The organism is Geodermatophilus africanus (assembly GCF_900107105.1).
Classification (GTDB): Bacteria; Actinomycetota; Actinomycetes; order Mycobacteriales; family Geodermatophilaceae; genus Geodermatophilus; species Geodermatophilus africanus.
This window is the reverse complement of the sequence record NZ_FNOT01000004.1, coordinates 1-16,285: the sequence shown is the minus strand read 5'-3', so window position 1 is coordinate 16,285 and position 16,285 is coordinate 1. Positions and strand designations below refer to the sequence as shown.

16 protein-coding genes are annotated in these 16,285 nt (G+C 75.0%); 7 read left to right on the top strand and 9 right to left on the bottom strand.

Features of this window, described 5'->3' with window-relative positions; genetic code table 11:
• Positions 1-85: 85 nt before the first annotated feature.
• The 5 genes from csrA to BLW63_RS07810 all read left to right on the top strand — a co-directional run bounded on the left by csrA (position 86) and on the right by BLW63_RS07810 (position 3,478).
• Positions 86-400: a carbon storage regulator CsrA gene (gene csrA / locus BLW63_RS28505; protein WP_091153309.1), complete on the top strand. Its 315-nt coding sequence runs from the start codon at positions 86-88 to the stop codon at positions 398-400.
• 201 nt (positions 401-601) lie between these two features.
• Positions 602-1,063: a hypothetical protein gene (locus BLW63_RS07825; protein WP_091153304.1), complete on the top strand. Its 462-nt coding sequence runs from the start codon at positions 602-604 to the stop codon at positions 1,061-1,063.
• A 79-nt stretch (positions 1,064-1,142) separates the two neighbouring features.
• Positions 1,143-2,243, top strand: coding sequence for a sigma-70 family RNA polymerase sigma factor (locus BLW63_RS07820; protein ID WP_091153301.1), 1,101 nt, complete (start codon positions 1,143-1,145; stop codon positions 2,241-2,243).
• A gap of 135 nt (positions 2,244-2,378) precedes the next feature.
• Positions 2,379-2,723 carry a hypothetical protein gene (locus BLW63_RS07815; protein WP_091153298.1) on the top strand — a complete coding sequence of 115 codons (345 nt, stop codon included), beginning with the start codon at positions 2,379-2,381 and terminating at the stop codon, positions 2,721-2,723.
• Complete coding sequence (locus tag BLW63_RS07810; RefSeq protein WP_091153294.1) at positions 2,720-3,478, top strand: hypothetical protein; 759 nt, start codon at positions 2,720-2,722, stop codon at positions 3,476-3,478. Before BLW63_RS07815 ends, BLW63_RS07810 begins: the two co-directional genes overlap by 4 nt.
• Before the next feature lie 122 nt (positions 3,479-3,600).
• Here BLW63_RS07810 and BLW63_RS07805 read toward each other — a convergent pair whose 3' ends face one another.
• The 5 genes from BLW63_RS07805 to BLW63_RS07785 form a co-directional block, all read right to left on the bottom strand.
• On the bottom strand, positions 3,601-5,403 hold the full coding sequence (locus tag BLW63_RS07805) for an HNH endonuclease signature motif containing protein (RefSeq protein ID WP_091153290.1): 1,803 nt from the start codon (positions 5,401-5,403) through the stop codon (positions 3,601-3,603).
• Between the two features lie 116 nt (positions 5,404-5,519).
• The gene (locus BLW63_RS07800) at positions 5,520-7,526 is read right to left on the bottom strand and encodes an NlpC/P60 family protein (protein ID WP_091153286.1); all 2,007 of its coding nucleotides are present in this window, start codon (positions 7,524-7,526) and stop codon (positions 5,520-5,522) included.
• Between the two features lie 114 nt (positions 7,527-7,640).
• The gene (locus BLW63_RS07795) at positions 7,641-7,901 is read right to left on the bottom strand and encodes a hypothetical protein (RefSeq protein ID WP_091153282.1); all 261 of its coding nucleotides are present in this window, start codon (positions 7,899-7,901) and stop codon (positions 7,641-7,643) included.
• A 178-nt stretch (positions 7,902-8,079) separates the two neighbouring features.
• Positions 8,080-9,396 (bottom strand): citrate synthase, encoded by a 1,317-nt coding sequence (locus tag BLW63_RS07790; protein ID WP_091153278.1) that lies wholly within the window; start codon positions 9,394-9,396, stop codon positions 8,080-8,082.
• Between the two features lie 92 nt (positions 9,397-9,488).
• Positions 9,489-10,907, bottom strand: a complete 1,419-nt coding sequence (locus tag BLW63_RS07785; protein WP_091153275.1) for a class II fumarate hydratase — start codon at positions 10,905-10,907, stop codon at positions 9,489-9,491.
• A 292-nt stretch (positions 10,908-11,199) separates the two neighbouring features.
• On the opposite strand from BLW63_RS07785, the gene BLW63_RS07780 reads away from it, so the two are divergent.
• Positions 11,200-11,889: a DUF1707 SHOCT-like domain-containing protein gene (locus tag BLW63_RS07780; protein WP_091153268.1), complete on the top strand. Its 690-nt coding sequence runs from the start codon at positions 11,200-11,202 to the stop codon at positions 11,887-11,889.
• Positions 11,890-12,038: 149 nt separating this feature from the next.
• Here the strand turns inward: BLW63_RS07780 and glpX are convergent, their stop codons facing one another.
• A complete protein-coding gene (gene glpX, locus BLW63_RS07775; RefSeq protein WP_211517047.1) occupies positions 12,039-13,091 on the bottom strand; it encodes a class II fructose-bisphosphatase in 1,053 nt (350 codons plus the stop codon).
• Between the two features lie 72 nt (positions 13,092-13,163).
• Here glpX and BLW63_RS07770 point away from each other — a divergent pair, with 72 nt between their 5' ends.
• Positions 13,164-13,757, top strand: a complete 594-nt coding sequence (locus tag BLW63_RS07770) for a DUF4245 domain-containing protein (protein ID WP_091153264.1) — start codon at positions 13,164-13,166, stop codon at positions 13,755-13,757.
• On the opposite strand, the gene BLW63_RS07765 is transcribed toward BLW63_RS07770, so the two are convergent.
• From BLW63_RS07765 to BLW63_RS07755, 3 genes are all read right to left on the bottom strand, one after another.
• Positions 13,745-13,954, bottom strand: a complete 210-nt coding sequence (locus tag BLW63_RS07765; RefSeq protein WP_091153262.1) for an exodeoxyribonuclease VII small subunit — start codon at positions 13,952-13,954, stop codon at positions 13,745-13,747. The two genes, BLW63_RS07770 and BLW63_RS07765, sit on opposite strands and share 13 nt — an antisense overlap.
• Entirely contained in the window at positions 13,951-15,171 is a 1,221-nt protein-coding gene (gene xseA, locus BLW63_RS07760; RefSeq protein WP_091153259.1) for an exodeoxyribonuclease VII large subunit, read from the bottom strand. The genes BLW63_RS07765 and xseA overlap by 4 nt, the downstream gene beginning before the upstream one ends.
• A 127-nt stretch (positions 15,172-15,298) precedes the next feature.
• Entirely contained in the window at positions 15,299-16,174 is an 876-nt protein-coding gene (locus tag BLW63_RS07755) for an IS982 family transposase (protein WP_139263503.1), read from the bottom strand.
• Positions 16,175-16,285 lie beyond the last annotated feature (111 nt).

Below are 16,285 nucleotides of genomic sequence, written 5' to 3'. Positions count from 1 at the left end.
CGCGTCCGCCAACCACGGTCCGCTCGGGCCACCGACCCGCCCACCAGCCACGGACGGCCACCCACACACCCATGGAGGGGTTCCTGTGCTCACTCTGACCCGCAGCGTCGGCGAGACCATCCGCATCGGCGACGACATCGAGGTCCACGTCGTGGAGGTCCGCGGCGGCACCGTCCGCCTCGGTTTCAAGGCCCCGCGCGAGGTGACCATCCACCGCGAGGAGGTCTACCGGCAGATCGCCGAGGCCAACCTGCTCGCGGCGCAGGTCACCGCCGACACCCTCGGCGCGCTGGCCGCCTTCGCTCCCTCGACGGCGCCCGACGACGAGGCCGGAGCGGCCGCCCGGCCCGAGCCGGCGCCGGCCGGTCACGGGCAGGTCACGGAGAAGCCCGCGGGCTGACAGGACTGGCCGGGGCACCGCCCCCGGTCGTTGTGGACTCCTGCCGATCACCGCAGACAGCGGGGTCGGGACGCGAGCGACACGGGCAAGACCTGCCGAAGAGATGCCCTGACATTGCGCACGGCACAGCGAGAGTTGTGCCGGTTGCTCGGTCGCTGATGCGCGAGAGTTGCCCCAAGCACGTCACAGGGGGCGATTACGATGCAGCACAGCGTTATCAATGGGTCCGGCGACCAGGTCGCCACGGTCGTCGGCGTGGAGTCCGACACCGTCGTCGTGCACGTGCAGCTGCGGCCGCGCCGCGGGTCGACCCGGCGCTGCCTCGCGGTGCTGGCCGAGCTCGCCGGCGCGCACCCCGCGGTGTCCTTCACGCTGACCGGGCTGAGCAAGGACGACCGGGTCGTGCGCGTGACCGTCGGTGTCGAGCTCGGCCCGCGGGCCGCCGTCGCCAAGTTCTCGCCGCAGGCGCAGGCCGCCTACGCGTTCGTCAGCTCGGTCTTCACCACGCTGTACGACCACATGCCGGTCTACAGCGTGGAGCCGGGCGAGGCCGAGCGTGCCGCGGCCGCCGACCTCGTGGTCCGCCTCGCTGCCGGCTCGACGGCCGATGTCGTCGCCCCCGCTCCCCGTCAGCCCGCCGCGGTCGAGACGATCCCGGCCTGATGCACTCTTGGCCGCCCCGATCCGTCGCGGCCACGTCGTCCGCACAGCGCCGTCTTCCCCACAGCGCCGAGGAGTCCCGGTGAACCACCTCCCCGCCACCCCCGCCGTCGACACCGCTCCCACCCGCTCCCGTGAGCCGCTGGTCTTCGGCGGCGTCCCCGAGGCCGAGGGCTGGGCCCTCGCGCCGATCACGCCCCGCGACCGGGTGCATTTCCGCACCGACCACGAGCTCCCGCTCGAGGAGTTCCGCCGCGAGCTGCCCGACGGCGTGACCGTCAGCTACGACCAGGGCGAGGGCCTGTACCGCGTGGACGGTGCCTGCGGCACCGCTTCGGTGGTCGCCGAGTGGGTTCGGGCCTGGTGCGCGGGGCGCGGGACGGCGACCGTGGGGCTGCGCGCGGAGACCGACGTCCGCCGGCGCGCGCCGCGCGACCTGCCGCCGGCCTTCCTCGACGGGCTGTGCCGGCACTACCTCCCGGTCAGCCTCAAGCGACTGCAGCGCAACTCGAGCACGCTGCGGCTGCACGTGCCGGACCCCGACGACCTCACCCAGCAGGTGAGCGAGTGGATCCTCAAGGCGGTCGAGCAGTTCGACGAGGGGAAGGGCGTGCCCTTCGGGGCCTTCCTCGCCACCCAGCTGTCGAAGTGGGTGCACGACCTGGGCCGCAACGCCCACGGCCGCACCGCCGCCGACACCGAGAACCGGCAGCAGAAGGCCGTCGCCGCGTTCCTCGCCGAGCACCAGCGGCGGCCCAGCGAGAAGGAGCTGGCCGCCTACATGGGGCAGAGCGTGGCGACGCTGCGCCGCAACTCGCAGACCGTGGCGACGCTCAACGGGCTGCGCAACCTGCAGTCCCTGGACGGCGTCGGCCCGGACGGCACCGAGATCATGCTGCCGGACGCCCACGAGGCGCCCGACGAGATCATGGGCGAGGCCGAGCAGACCCTGCTGTCGCACGCGCTGACCGCGGCGTGCGCGCCCGACCCCGACGCCCGCCCCGACCAGCGGGCCGGCCAGCCCAACGTGCTGGGCTGGGCGACGTGGTATCTGACCACGTGGGGCGGCCGGACGAAGACGCAGCTGTCGGGCGACCTGGGCACCTCGGTGCGCAACATGAACGTGCACGCCGACCGCGTCGAGCGGGCGCTCAAGGTCCGCCTGGTCGAGCTCGCGGACTGATCCGCCCGGATCGACGGGAATTCGCGCGCACCCGGGTCCACCACGCCTCCTGCCTGCCGATATCCCAGGTGTGACAGAGCGCAGGGGAGCCCGCCGCAGCCGCGGTGCGGAGCACGCCCCGGCGGCGGGTCCGCGGTGAGCGCCCTCGCCTCGGGCGGGCCCGTGCCCGACGTCCTGGTCCCGCACTGGCTGACCGCCGTCGAGCGCGAGCAGCTGGCCGGTCTCGTGCGCGCCGCCCTGGAGGACCCCTCCGTGCACCCGGTCGCGGCCGTCCACCTCGCCGACGTGCTCACCGAGCTGCACGTGGCCACGGCGCGTGACGCCGTGTGGCCCAGCTCCGCGGCGCGGGTGCGCCGCGTGACCGGTTGGGGCGCCGACGTGCTGCCGGTGCGGCTGTCCTCGCGGGAGCTCTCCAGCGTGCTGACCCTGCCCGAGCTGGCGTCGGCGCTGCGCACCGCGCTGTGCCAGGACCGCCCGTGAGCGGGGGCTTCTTCGCCGGCTCCGGGCTGCTTCAGCGGCTGCGGTCGGTCCCGGTGACGGTGGCCGACCTGCGCCGGGTCGCCGACGAGGTGCTGCCGGGGCTGGCGACCGGGCGGCTGCGCATCACGCTCGCCGACGACCGGGCCGACGGCGCGGTGGTGGTCCTCGAGGAGGACGAGCGGCGGGTCCGCACCCCGCTGCGGGACCTGGCCGAGGACATGACCGACGCCCGCGTCGGCTCGACCCCCGAGGAGCTCGCCGCCGCGCTGACGGCGTGGGTGCGCGACCGGCCGGTGCCCGACGGGGTGGCCGCCGAGACCGGCGTCGCGGTGCTCGACTGGACCGACCGCACCGAGACCGCCGTCGGCTGGCGGGTCGTCGTCCGTCGCGGGGACCGTGCCCTGCCGTGGACGCCGTCGTCGGCCCTGGACCGGCGCGCCGTCGACCGGGTGCGCGAGGCCGCCGCCGAGCGGTCCGCCGCCGTCGGCGGGCAGCTGCGGGTCGAGGGCCCGGTGGCGCTGTGGTCGCACCCCGAGGTGCCGGTGCTCGCCTCCGCTGTGCTCGTGGCCCCGGACCTGCTGCTCGACCGGATGGCCGCAGCCGGGCTCGACCCGCACGACCCCCAGGTCGTCGTCACGCCGCACTCGCCGCTGGCCTGCGCCGGCGCCGCGGTCGCCGCGCGGCTCGCCGGGGAGACCGGTGAGGCGTGCCAGCGGCTGCCCTGGCGGCAGATCGCCCGCCTGCGCTGGACCTGAGGGCCGACGCCCCCTTCGCCCGCCTCCCAGATCGGGGCGGCGGGACCCCGGAGCGGTCCGCCCGGTCCTGATCACCCTCGTGGTCGTCGTCCTCGCTCGATCGTCGGCGCTGCTCTTCGCCCTTAGAACGGCGGTGGGTCGGCGGTGTGCGGGGTCGACCCCGCTGGGGCGGTCGACCGGTCGGGCGGCTGGTCGTCGTCGGTGCCGTACGCCGGTGGGTGGGTGGTGACCTGGTGGCCGCCGGGCAGCGTCCAGCGGACGCCACCGCCGGCCACGGGCGTCATGGCCCAGCCGGGGGCGAGGGTCTTGAGGCGGTGGTGGTACTCGCACAGGCAGCACAGGTTGCAGGGGCTGGTGGGCCCGCCCCGGTCGTAGGGCACCTGGTGGTCGAGGTCGCACCGTCGGGGTCGGGCGCGGCAGCCGGGGAAGCGGCAGCGCCGGTCGCGGGCACGGACGAAGCGGTCCATGGCCGCGTCGGCCCGGTAGGCGAGCGTCCGCCCCGGCCGGCCGATCGGGTCGCCCCGGCGGATCGCGGTGGCGTCGGTGAGCGCGAGCAGCGCGCCGGTGAGGGGATGGGTGACAGCGACCTGTGGCCGGGCGGCCAAGGTGGTTCCGGTGACCCGCCTGGCGAGCAGCAGGTCGGCCACCGCAGCGCGTCTCTCCTCGACGGACGACGAGGTGTCCTCGGGATCGGCCGCAGCGCGGTCGCTGCCCGGCGCATCGACCGCTCCGTCGCGTCGGGTGCCGGCGTATCCGGCGTCCGCACCTCTGGGCCGCGGAACGCCTTCGGTCTGGGTGTCGGCACTCGGCGGGACCGCGCCGGTGTCTGTCCCGCCGGGGGAGATGCTGCTCGTCGCCACGGTGGGTCGGGGGAGCAGGCCCAGGGCGTAGGCGATCTCTCGGATGACCTCGGCCGGCAGTGGCTCGCCGTCGACCTCGCCGGGCTCGTCGCCGCCCAGGAGCGTCGCCGCGGCCGCGGTGATGGTGAGCTGGGCCTGCACCGGCGGCAGGCCGTGCTCGCCGGGCCGCAGGACCAGGTCGGCGAGGCAGTCGGCCATCCGCTGCTGCTTGGTGCGCGAGTCGCCCTCGGTCCGACACGCCTCGGCGTACCGCTCGAGCGCGTCGTAGCAGGCCCGGGCGACCGGGCTGGCGTGGGCGAGCGAGAGCGTGTCGGTCCCGTCCTTGCCCGGGTAGAGCCGCACCCCACGCTCCCGCACCGCTGCCGCGGCCCGGCGCAGTGCGGCGTTCGCGTCCGCGCTCAGGACCGCCCGGCGGGCGGCGACCCGCAGCTGGCTGGGTGTCTTCGACCCGACCCGTGCGAGCAGCCGAGCCTCCACCTGGGAGCGCACCGCCGGGTCGGTGAGCAGGGGCAACAGCTCGGCGAGCACCTCGGCGTGCCTGCGTCCAATCCGCCCTTCCTCCAGCGCGGTCAGGGTCGCCGGCAGCTGCTCGTCCAGCGTCACGGCCAGCGCCAGCAGATCCTGGGCGGCATGGCCGGTCAGGTGCAGTCGGGTGGCCACCTCGTCGACTGCCCACTCGCTCACGGCGGTCAGGACCTCCGGCCGCGCCGCACGGGAGGCCGCCGACGCCGCCCCGGGCTCGCCAGGGGCCCGGTCGAAGGAGCCGGCCGGTCGGTGCCGGGTGAACTCGGCCAGCGCCCGCAGCTGCCGCGCCGCGGCCCGACCGGAGGCGTGGTGCGCGGCCACCGCGACGTCCAGCAGTGCAGCGCCGTCGTCGATCAACCGGCCGAGCACCGTCGGCGCCCGCTCGGTCGTCAGGTCCCGGAACGACGTGTGCCCAGGCACCACGGTCACCGGTGTACGGAGCCTGTGGCGGGCGTGCGCGGCCGCCTGGTCGAGCACGCCGCGCAGCAGTCGCGACTCGACCAGCGAGTCGCTCCACTGCACCCACCGACGTCCGTACACGTGTTCGATTAAAGTGCCATGTTGAGGTCCTGAACAGCGGAGATGTCTCCTGTGGACAGTCGCTCCTGCTGGGGACGAACGCGATGGGCCTGTAGGTGCGGAGGGCGAGTTCCCACTCAGGCCAGGTGGCCGAACTCCCAGTGCCACGGCTCCGGCTTCTCGCCGCCCTGCCGCGCCCAGTCGGGCTGCACGAACCCGAACCGGCCGGCGTTGGCCGCCATCCAGGCCGACTGCGCGGTGCCGGCGACGTTGATGCCGCCGCAGAGGTCCACCGCCAGCGCCCACCCGTGGTTGGACGTCCCGGGCACCGCGGCCAGGCCCGGCTTGGCGCGGAAGGCGCCGGCCTGCGCGCTCAACGACCGGTACGAGTCGGTGATGCACAGCGGGTTGTCGAAGGCCGCGCGGTAGGCGTCGGCCATGGCCCCGTAACCGGCGGCGGCGTCGCAGCGCAGGGCGTGGCCGCGGGCGATCCCGCACAGCGCGGTGGCCGGGATCCGGCCGTTCGCCCAGCCACCCCAGGCGGGGCTCACCGGGCCGGCCGGCGCCGGCGGGGCGCCGCACGCCCCCCGCCCGGCGGCGCCGGCCGGCAGTGCGGCGTTCGGCTGCGGGGGGGCGGGCAGGGTGACCCGGACCGCGGCGGCGCCGTCGGCGACCGGACGCACGCCGACCTGGTAGCCGGCCGCCGACGCGGCCACGACCTGGCCCTCGCCGAGGTAGATGCCCACGTCGCTGCCGCCGTCGGCGAAGACGAGGTCGCCGACCTGCAGCTGCGACAGCGGGACGGCGGCGCCGTGGGTCCACTGGTCGGCCGAGGCGGTGGGGATGGCATACCCGGCCAGCAGCCACGAGGTGGCCGCCAGGCCGCCGCAGTCGTAGACGTCGGGGCCGGCGCCGCCGGGCGCGTAGGGCTTGCCCAGCTGAGCCAGCGCGGAGCTGACCGCGGCCACCGTCTCGGCCGACAGCACCGTGACCGGGCGGTTGCCGGCCACGGCCCAGGCGACGCCCGGGACGGGCTGCCCGGCGCCGTCGAGCGCGGGTGAGAGCCCCGCCGGCAGTGCTGTCGGGTCGGCGAGGTCCGCCGCGGGCGGCGGCACGATGCCCGCGAGCGCCAGCCCGGTGAGGTGGTCCTGCCAGCGGCGCAGCGCCAGCTCGTTGGCCTCCTGCTGGGCGGCCGCCGACCGGCCGGTGCCCAGCGCGGCCAGCTGCGCGGCCACGTCGGTCCGCAGTCCGCCCACCTCGGCACGCACCTCGTCGAGGACGGCGGCGGCCCGCGCCTGCACGGTCGCCAGGGCGGCCTCGGCCACCGCCACGCGGCGGGTGGCGAGCGTCAGGTCGACCGCGGCGCGCTCGGCCCGGACGACGTCGACCTCGAGGTCCTGGGCGGCGCGCTCGGCGATCGCGGTGAGGTGGAGGACGTCGGCGGTGGTGTCGTCAGCGTGCACGTCCAGCTCGAGCAGCGGGGTGCGCGCCTCGACCGGCGACCGGTAGAGCGCGGCGGCGCCCGTGCCCACCGTCGTGCGGGTGGCGGCCAGCTGCTGCTGCGCGGACTGCTCCGCGGCGCGGGCCGCCGCCAACTCCGCCTGCCGGGCGGCGAGGGATCGCTTGAAGCCGCGGTAGCGCGTCGCGGCGTCGAGCATCGTGCTCTGCGCGGCGAGGGCCAGGCCCGTGGCGTCGGTCGGCTCGGCCGCGGTCCCTGGCACCTGGGCGCCCGGCGCCACCAGGCCGGCCAGCACCGGCAGCACGAGGCCGAGGGCGGCCACCGACAGCCGCAGCTGCCAGCGGCGGCCGTCGGCGGCCGGCAGCCGGCGTCGGGCGGGCACGCGGCCCCGGGCGGTCGCCTTCCCCCGTCGCTGCGTCGTGCGGCCTGCGGGAGCGGCCGGACGGCGACCGGCGGCGGGGCGGCCGGGGGAGGTGCGTCGGGCCGGCGCAGCGCCGTCGGCCGAGGCGGCCGCGCGGGCGGCGAGCACGGCGCGCAGCGCCTGGGCCTCCTGCGGCGTGAACGGCGGGCGGCCGGCGGCGCCGCGGGTCGTGGCGGTCGGGCTGCCGTTGTGGCGGGCGCCGGTGGGACGGGGGCCGGTGCGGGCAGCGGCGGTGCGGGGGACCGACGTGCGTGGTGCGGGCACTGCGGTCCCCCCGGGTGTCTCGTCGGAACTGGCCGGCTCCGCGGGGTTCCGCGGTGCGCTCAGACCTCGTATCGACGGGGCGGGGGAGGGCCCGGAGGGAGGGGAGAGGCGGTCTCACCCCTCCGGGTGAGGGTGATCCGCAGGTGGCACCCGATCGGCGTACACGCCCGCCGGCGGTGCGCCGCGCTCGGCCGGCGGCCACCAGGCGCCGTGGTGGTGCTCGAGGGGGATGCGCAGCTCCCCGCCGTCCTCGGTGGAGACGACCAGCTCCACCGAGCTCACCCGACGGCCGGTGCCGCCGACCCGGACCACGCTGCCCGTGGCGAGCGGCACGGGGGGCAGCACGAGGTCGTCCTCGGGAGACGGCTCGGCCATGGGACTCCCTTTCCGGGACCTGGTGCGGGCGGACGTGGCGGGCCCCATGCTGCCCGAGACGCCGAGGTCCCGTCGTCCGGGGGCGGACGACGGGACCTCGGCTGCATGGTCAGGGGGAGGACCCCGCTGCCCCCACCGCTCGCAGGCTCGCGGCGGGCCCGTGCAGCGGGGCCGGGATCTAGCGCTGGTCGACCGGCACGAAGGTGCGCTCGGTGGCCCCGGTGTAGACCTGCCGCGGCCGCCCGATCTTGGTGGCCGGGTCGTTGATCATCTCGCGCCACTGGGCGATCCAGCCGGGCAGCCGGCCGAGGGCGAACAGCACGGTGAACATCCGCGTCGGGAAGCCCATCGCCCGGTAGATCAGCCCGGTGTAGAAGTCGACGTTCGGGTAGAGCTTGCGCTCGACGAAGTAGTCGTCCGACAGCGCGATCTCCTCCAGCTGCTGGGCCAGGTCCAGCAGCTCGTTGTTGCCGCCGAGCTTGGCGAGCACCTGGTCGGCCGTCTGCTTCACGATCGCCGCGCGCGGGTCGTAGTTCTTGTAGACCCGGTGCCCGAAGCCCATCAGCTTGACGCCGGGCTCCCGCTTCTTCACCCGCTCGACGAACGCTGGGATGTCCCCGCCCTCGCGTTGGATCGACTCGAGCATCTCCAGCACCGACTGGTTGGCCCCGCCGTGCAGCGGGCCGAACAGCGCGTTGATGCCGGCCGACACCGAGGCGAACAGGTTGGCCTGCGAGGAGCCGACCAGCCGCACCGTCGACGTCGAGCAGTTCTGCTCGTGGTCGGCGTGCAGCACGAACAGCATGTCCAGCGCCGCGGCGAGGTCCGGGTCGACCTCGTAGGGCTCGGCGGGGAAGCCGAACGTCATCCGCAGGAAGTTCTCCACCAGGCCCAGGGAGTTGTCCGGGTAGAGGAACGGCTGGCCGACCGACTTCTTGTACGCGTAGGCGGCGATCGTCGGCAGCTTGGCCAGCAGGCGCACCGTGGAGATCTCGACCTGCCGCGGGTCGAACGGGTCCAGGGAGTCCTGGTAGAAGGTCGACAGGGCGCTGACCGCGGAGGAGAGCACCGGCATCGGGTGCGCGTCGCGGGGGAAGCCGTTGAAGAACTGCTTGAGGTCCTCGTGCAGCAGCGTGTGCCGCCGCAGCCGGGCCTCGAACTCGGCCAGCTGGTCGGCCGTGGGCAGCTCGCCGTAGATCAGCAGGTAGCTGACCTCGCCGAAGCTGGCCTTGCCGGCGAGCTGGTCGATCGGGTAGCCGCGGTAGCGCAGGATCCCGGCGTCACCGTCGATGTAGGTGATCGCCGAGGTGCACGCGGCGGTGTTGACGAAGCCGATGTCCAGCGCGACCTGTCCGGTCGTCGCCAACAGCTTGCTCGTGTCGAGTCCGCTCGCCCCTTCTGTGGCCGGGACCACTGGCAGGGGCAGTTCTCCACCGGGATAGCGCAGGGATGCGTCGGGGTTGCCGGCTGCAGGTGCGCTCGCTGTCTCGCTCATCGGTGGGAACGCTACTCAGGTTCGGGGGGGTACCACCACGCCCCCACCGGACGGCGGGGCGGATCCGTCGTCGGGACCCGCCCCGCCGAGCGTCACGGATGGGTCATCGAGAGCACGTCGAGGGCCTCGTCGAGCTGCTGCTCGGTGAGCTTGCCCTGCTCGACGTAGCCGCGTTCGACCACGACCTGGCGGATGGTCTTCTGCTCGGCCAGCGACTGCTTGGCGACCTTCGCCGCCTCCTCATAGCCGATGTATTTGTTGAGCGGGGTCACGATCGACGGCGAGGACTCCGCGTACTCGCGGCACCGGTCGACGTTGGCGACGATCCCGTCGACGCAGCGGTCGGCGAGGATCCGGCTGACGTTGGCCAGCAGCCGGATCGACTCCAGCACGTTGCGGGCCATCAGCGGCAGCGTCACGTTGAGCTCGAAGACACCCGTGGTGCCGGCGTAGGTCACCGCGGCGTCGTTGCCGATGACCTGCGCGCCGACCTGGATCACCGCCTCGGGGATCACCGGGTTCACCTTGCCCGGCATGATGGAGCTGCCCGGCTGCAGGTCGGGGAGCTGGATCTCGCCCAGGCCGGTGCGCGGGCCCGAGCCCATCCAGCGCAGGTCGTTGGCGATCTTCACCAGGCCGACGGCGATGGTCTTGAGCTGCCCGGAGGCCTCGACCAGCCCGTCGCGCGAGCTCTGCGCCTCGAAGTGGTCGCGTGCCTCGGACAGCGGCAGGTCCAGCTCCGCCGCGAGCCGCTCGATGATCGCGGCGGCGAAGCCGGGCGGGGTGTTGATGCCCGTGCCGACCGCGGTGCCGCCCAGCGGCAGCTCGCCGATCCTCGGCAGCGAGGCCTCCAGCCGCTCGACGCCGTAGCGGACCGCCGCGGCGTACCCGCCGAACTCCTGGCCGAGGGTGACCGGGGTGGCGTCCATGAGGTGGGTGCGCCCGCTCTTCACGACCTCGGCGAACTCCTGCGCCTTGCGCTCCAGCGAGCCGGCCAGGTGCTCCAGTGCGGGGACGAGGTCACGGACGACGGCCTTCGTCGCAGCCACATGGATCGCCGACGGAAAGACGTCGTTGGACGACTGCGAGGCGTTGACGTGGTCGTTGGGGTGCACCGGCGAGCCCAGCGCCTCGGTGGCGAGGGACGCGATCACCTCGTTGGTGTTCATGTTGCTCGACGTCCCGGAGCCGGTCTGGAAGACGTCGATGGGGAAGTGCTCGTCCCACTCGCCGCGGGCCACCGAGCCGGCGGCGGTGCCGATGGCGTCGGCGGTCTCCTGCGGCAGGACGCCGAGGGAGGCGTTGACGGCGGCGGCCGCGCCCTTGATGGCGGCCAGCGCGGCGATCAGCTCCCGCTCGATGGGCGTCCCGGAGATCGGGAAGTTCTCGACGGCACGCTGCGTCTGCGCCCGCCACTTCGCCCACGCGGGGACCCGGACCTCGCCCATGGAGTCGTGCTCGATGCGGTAGTCGGCGCCGTCCTGCGAGGCGGCCTGGGTCTCAGCGGGCATTGCTGCGGCTCCGTGTGGTCGTTGGTGACAGTGCTCCGACAGGGACCCTAGATGCCCGCGAGGTCCCGGCCCGGACCGCTCCGACGTGGGAGCAGCCGGCAGCGGACCGGCGGCTCCGGCATGGGGCGTCCACCCAGGTCAGAGGAATGCGCACGTCCCGGCAGCGGCCGTCCGACGCCGTCCCGCTCGCGGCGGGGAGGCCGACGCCGGCCTGGGCACCCGCGCCAGAGTGGGCGGCGCACACGCGGCCTCGTCGTCCTCAGCGGTGACCGGCTCCACTACGGTCGGCCGCGTGGACCCCGATGCCGTCCCGCCCCGGCCCGTCGTCCGCGCCTCGGACGCCGATCGGGAGGCGACCGTGACCCGGCTGCAGCGGGCGGTCGCGGAGGGGCGGATCGACCTCTCCGAGTTCGGCGACCGGGTCGAGGCCGCCTACGCGGCCGGCACGCACGACGACCTGGCCGCGCTCGTCGCCGACCTGCCCCCGGACGCCCCGCCGCCGGTCGAGATCGTCGGCACCCGCGCCCCGGCGGAGCTCAGCACGGTGTTCGGTGACGTGAAGCTCGCCGGCCCCGACGCGCCGCACCGGGTGAGCACCGTCTTCGGCGACGTGCGGCTGGACCTGCGCGGGCTGCGCACCGACGCCGAGCGCATCGAGATCACCCTCGGCACGGTGTTCGGCGACGTCGACGTGGTGGTCGCCGAGGGGGTGGACGCCGAGCTGCGCGGCCGGACCGTCTTCGGCGACCGGAAGACCCAGCTGGCCCCGGTGCCGCGGCTGGTCGGCACGCCGCGCATCGTCGTCCACGCGCGCAGCGTCTTCGGCGACCTGCGGCTGCGGAGCCTGGCGCCGGGGGAGTCGGCCAGCCGGTGGCGGGCGATGGTCGACCGCCTCGCCGCGCGGCACCTGGCCCCGCCGCCGACCCCGCCACTCCCGCCGCTGCCACCGCCCCCGCCACCTCCGCCGCTGCCTCCTCGCTGAGGACCCACCGGTCGTGAGGAGTCGGGGCCCGGAGGGTCCCCGCAATCGAACGACGCAGCGGCTCAGCTCGCCGGGGGACGGCCCCTGGCCGCCGTGCGGTCCGGAGGACCGCGGTGTCTCAGCGGTGCGGTCCAGAGGACCGCGGTGACTCAGCCCTCCGAGAGGTCGAGGGGCACCGTCGAGTAGGCGCGGAGCTTCTCCAGCGAGTGCTGGCTCTCGATCAGCCGGATGGTGCCCGACTTCGACCGCATGACCAGCGACTGCGTGGTGCACCCTCCGGACCGGTACTGGACGCCGCGCAGCAGTTCGCCGTCGGTGATGCCCGTGGCCACGAAGAAGACGTCGCCGCGGACCAGGTCGTCGATGGCCAGCACCCGGTCGAGGTCGTGGCCGGCGTCGAGGGCCTTCTGCCGCTCCGCGTCGTTGCGCGGCATGAGCCGACCCTGCAGCGCCCCGCCCATGCACTTCAAGGCGCAGGCGGTGATGATGCCCTCCGGCGTGCCGCCGACGCCCATGAGCAGGTCGACGCCGGTGCCCTCGCGGGCCGCCGCGATGGCCCCGGCGACGTCGCCGTCGCTGATGAACTTGATCCGCGCGCCGGCCTCCCGCACCTCCTGCACCAGCTTCTCATGGCGCGGTCGGTCGAGGATGCAGACGGTCACGCCGGCGACGGAGCTGTGCTTGGCCTTGGCGACCCGGCGGATGTTTTCGGCGACCGGGGCGGTGATGTCGATGACGTCGGCCGCGGCGGGGCCGGTGGCGATCTTGTCCATGTAGAAGACCGCGGACGGGTCGTACATGGCGCCCCGGTTGGCAACCGCCATCACCGCGATCGCGTTGGGCATGCCCTTGGCCATCAGCGTGGTGCCGTCGACCGGGTCCACGGCGACGTCGCACTCCGGACCCGTCCCGTCGCCGACCTCCTCGCCGTTGAACAGCATCGGGGCCTCGTCCTTCTCGCCCTCCCCGATGACGACGACGCCGCGCATGCTCACCGTGCCGATCAGCGAGCGCATCGCGTCGACCGCCGCGCCGTCGCCACCGTTCTTGTCGCCCCGGCCGACCCAGAGACCGGCGGCCATGGCGCCGGCCTCGGTGACCCGCACCAGCTCGAGGGCGAGGTTGCGGTCGGGAGCCGGGCGGTCGACGCGCAAGCCGGCCCCGCCGTGGGTCGGAGGGCCGTCGGGCAGGGGCAGGGACACGCGGACCTCCTCGTTCCGCCGCACGGACGTCGGGCAGCGGGGTGGGGCGATGAGTCCTGTCATCCTAGGGGGGTGAGCTCCGCCGGTCCGACCCGTCAGCCTCCCGCGCAGGCGCCCTCGCCGGCGGTCGAGCGGGCCAACCGCCTGAGCGCGGCCAACATGCTGCGCTCGCTGGGCCCGCTGGTTCTGATCTGCCTGGCGCTGGTGGGCTGGATGTCGTTCAAGCAGTCCGACGTCGACCCCGTCCGCGAGGTCGACCCGAGCAGCACGGTGCAGCTGGCCGCCGCTCGGGCCGGCTACCCGGTGCCGGCCCCGGCCGGCCTGCCCGACGGCTACCGCCCGACCAGCGCCCGCACCGACGCCGGCGGCGCCGCGGCCGGCGACCCGGTCACCCTGGAGATCGGCTACCTCACGCCGTCCGTGGAGTACGCCGGCTTCGTGGTCAGCGACGACGCCCGGGCGGCGGCGGTGGAGGACGTCCTGGACGGCGCACAGGAGGAGGGCACCGTCGACCTGGGCGGGCAGTCCTGGACCCGGGGGACGACGGAGCGCGGCGAGACCGTGCTGTCCCGCACCGACGGCGACGTCACCGTGCTGGTCACCGGCTCGGCGACCGACGAGGAGCTGGCGACCGTCGCCGGGGCGGTGCCGCCCTACTCGGGCTGATCGCGGGGGGTCGCGGCGGCGAGGCGCTCGCGGGCCCGGTCCAGCCAGTGCTGGCACAGCTCGGCCAGCTGCTCGCCGCGCTCCCACAGGGCGAGCGACTCCTCGAGGGTCAGTCCGCCGGCCTCCAGCCGCCGGACGACGTCGGCGAGCTCCTCGCGGGCCTGCTCGTAGGTGGTCGTCGGCTGCTCGTCGGTCACGGCTCCCCATCCTCCCTGCTCACGCGGACCGCCAACCGGCCACCCGCCACCCGCACCGACAGCAGCTCGCCGTCGGCGACCTCGCCGGGCTCCCGCACCAGGGCGCCGTCGGCCCGCTGGACGACGGCGTAGCCGCGCTGCAGCGTCGCGGCGGGGGAGAGCGCGGCGACCCGGGCGCGGGCGTGCTCGAGGTCGCGCTCGGCGCCCTCCAGCCGGTGCACCAGGGTCCGCCGCGCGCGGGTGCGCAGCTGCTCGACGTCGTCGGCCCGGCCGTGCAGCAGCCGCTGGGGGTCGGCCAGGGCCGGGCGACTGCGGACGCTCTCCAGCCACCGCTCCTGCTGCTCCAGCCGGACGCCGACCAGGTGCCGGGCGCGGGCGCGCAGCCCGTCGACCAGCCGGCGCTGCTCGCCGATCTCGGGCACCACGCGGTGCGCGGCGTCGGTGGGGGTGGCCGCGCGGACGTCGGCGGCGTGGTCGACCAGCGTCGTGTCGGTCTCGTGGCCCACGGCGGTCACCACCGGCGTCCGGCAGGCGGCGATCGCGCGCACCAGGCCCTCGTCGGAGAAGGGCAGCAGGTCCTCGACCGAACCGCCGCCGCGGGCGACGACGATGACCTCGACGGCCGGGTCCCGATCGAGCCGCTGCAGCCCCTCGATCACCGAGGCCGCCGCCATGGGCCCCTGCACCAGGCTGTGGTGGACCGCGAATCGGACGGCCGGCCAGCGGCGGCGGGCGGTGACCAGGACGTCGCGCTCGGCGGCGCTGTCGCGGCCGGTGACCACCCCGACCACGGCCGGGGCGAACGGCAGCGGCCGCTTGCGGGCGGCGTCGAAGAGCCCCTCGGCGGCCAGCAGGCGGCGGATCCGCTCGATGCGGGCCAGCAGCTCACCGAGGCCGACGGCGCGGATCTCGGTGGCCCGCAGCGAGAAGGACCCGCGCGCGATGTAGTAGTCCGGCCGCGCCCGCACCACGACGCGAGCGCCCTCGGCCAGCTCCAGACCCGGCCGGTCGGCGACGTCCCGGCTGCACGTGACCGGCACCGACAGGTCCGCGGCGGGGTCGCGCAGGGTGAGGAAGACCGTCGCCGCGCCGCGCCGGGACAGCTGGGCGACCTGCCCCTCGACCCAGACTTCACCCAGCCGGCCGATCCACTCGGCGACCTTGCGGGCCACCGTGCGGACCGGCCAGGGGGCTTCCGGCGTGGAGGGTGAGGTCACTCCCCGAGCGTGCCAAACGGTGCCGGCGCTCCGTCAGGAGCCCGGGGCGACCCCGTCTCGGGTCCCGGCTCGAGCTCGCGGAGGGTGCGACGGACGGGATCCCCTCAGGCGCGTTATGTGGGTTGACCTATGCAGCCCCGAGATCGGCGTGGTGAACGCGTAGCAGGGTGTGGGCGGCAATGGTGGCGGCGGTGCGGGTCAGCAAGCCCCAGAAGGTATGCGCGCCGTGGCGGGCCAGCTCCATCCGGTCGGTGAGCTCACCGAAGGTGACCTCGATGTAGTTGCGCCAACAGGCGATCACCTTGCGCAGGGCGCTGGGCATGCCGGCGCGCTGGGTCTTGGTGGGCGGGATCAGCACGGCGGTGCCGCGGGCGGCGCAGGCCGCGGCGAACGCCCGCCCGGCGAAGCCCTTATCCAGCAGGACGTCGCGCGGTGCCGGCCCGGTCTCGAGCAGATCGACCGCCACCTCCCGCTCGTTGACCGCGGCCGGCACGATGCTCCAGGCGCGCACCAGCCGGGATCCCAGGTCGGTGGTGACCGCCAGCCGGAAGCCGTAGAACCACTCGCCGTGCGCCCCGTCGCGGCCGAAGCGGGCGACCAACTCGTTTGGGCCGACCCAGCCATCGGGGCCGCGCACCCGGGAGGGGTGCTTGACCGGCAGCGCGGTGGTGTCGACCTGGGCGCAGTGATCGACCGGGCACCGAGCCGCGAGCGCGGCCCGCAGCTGCTCAAAGGCCGCCCACAGCCAGCGGATCCGCCGGTTGGCCTCGGACTGGTGCGGCAGCCGGGGAAACAGCTGCGCCCAGTTCCGGGCCACCTCGGCCACGAACCCGGCCTCGCTGCGCCGGCCCAGCAGATGACGGACCAGCGCGATGGTCAGCAGTTCGGCGTCGCTGCAGGCCGGGGCCGGACCCGGCCGCGCCGGGATGGTGACCTCCCCGGCGGTGATGGCGTCGTCGACGAGCACGTAGACGTGGACGAACAGGTCCTCGGTGGGCAGCATGATGGGCGCCTCTGCGGGCGAGGGGTCTTCGACAACCGCCACGTTCCGCAGAGGCGCCCCCATGTCAAGCGATCAGTTGACGTGGGCAACCCACATAACCCGCCTCAGGCG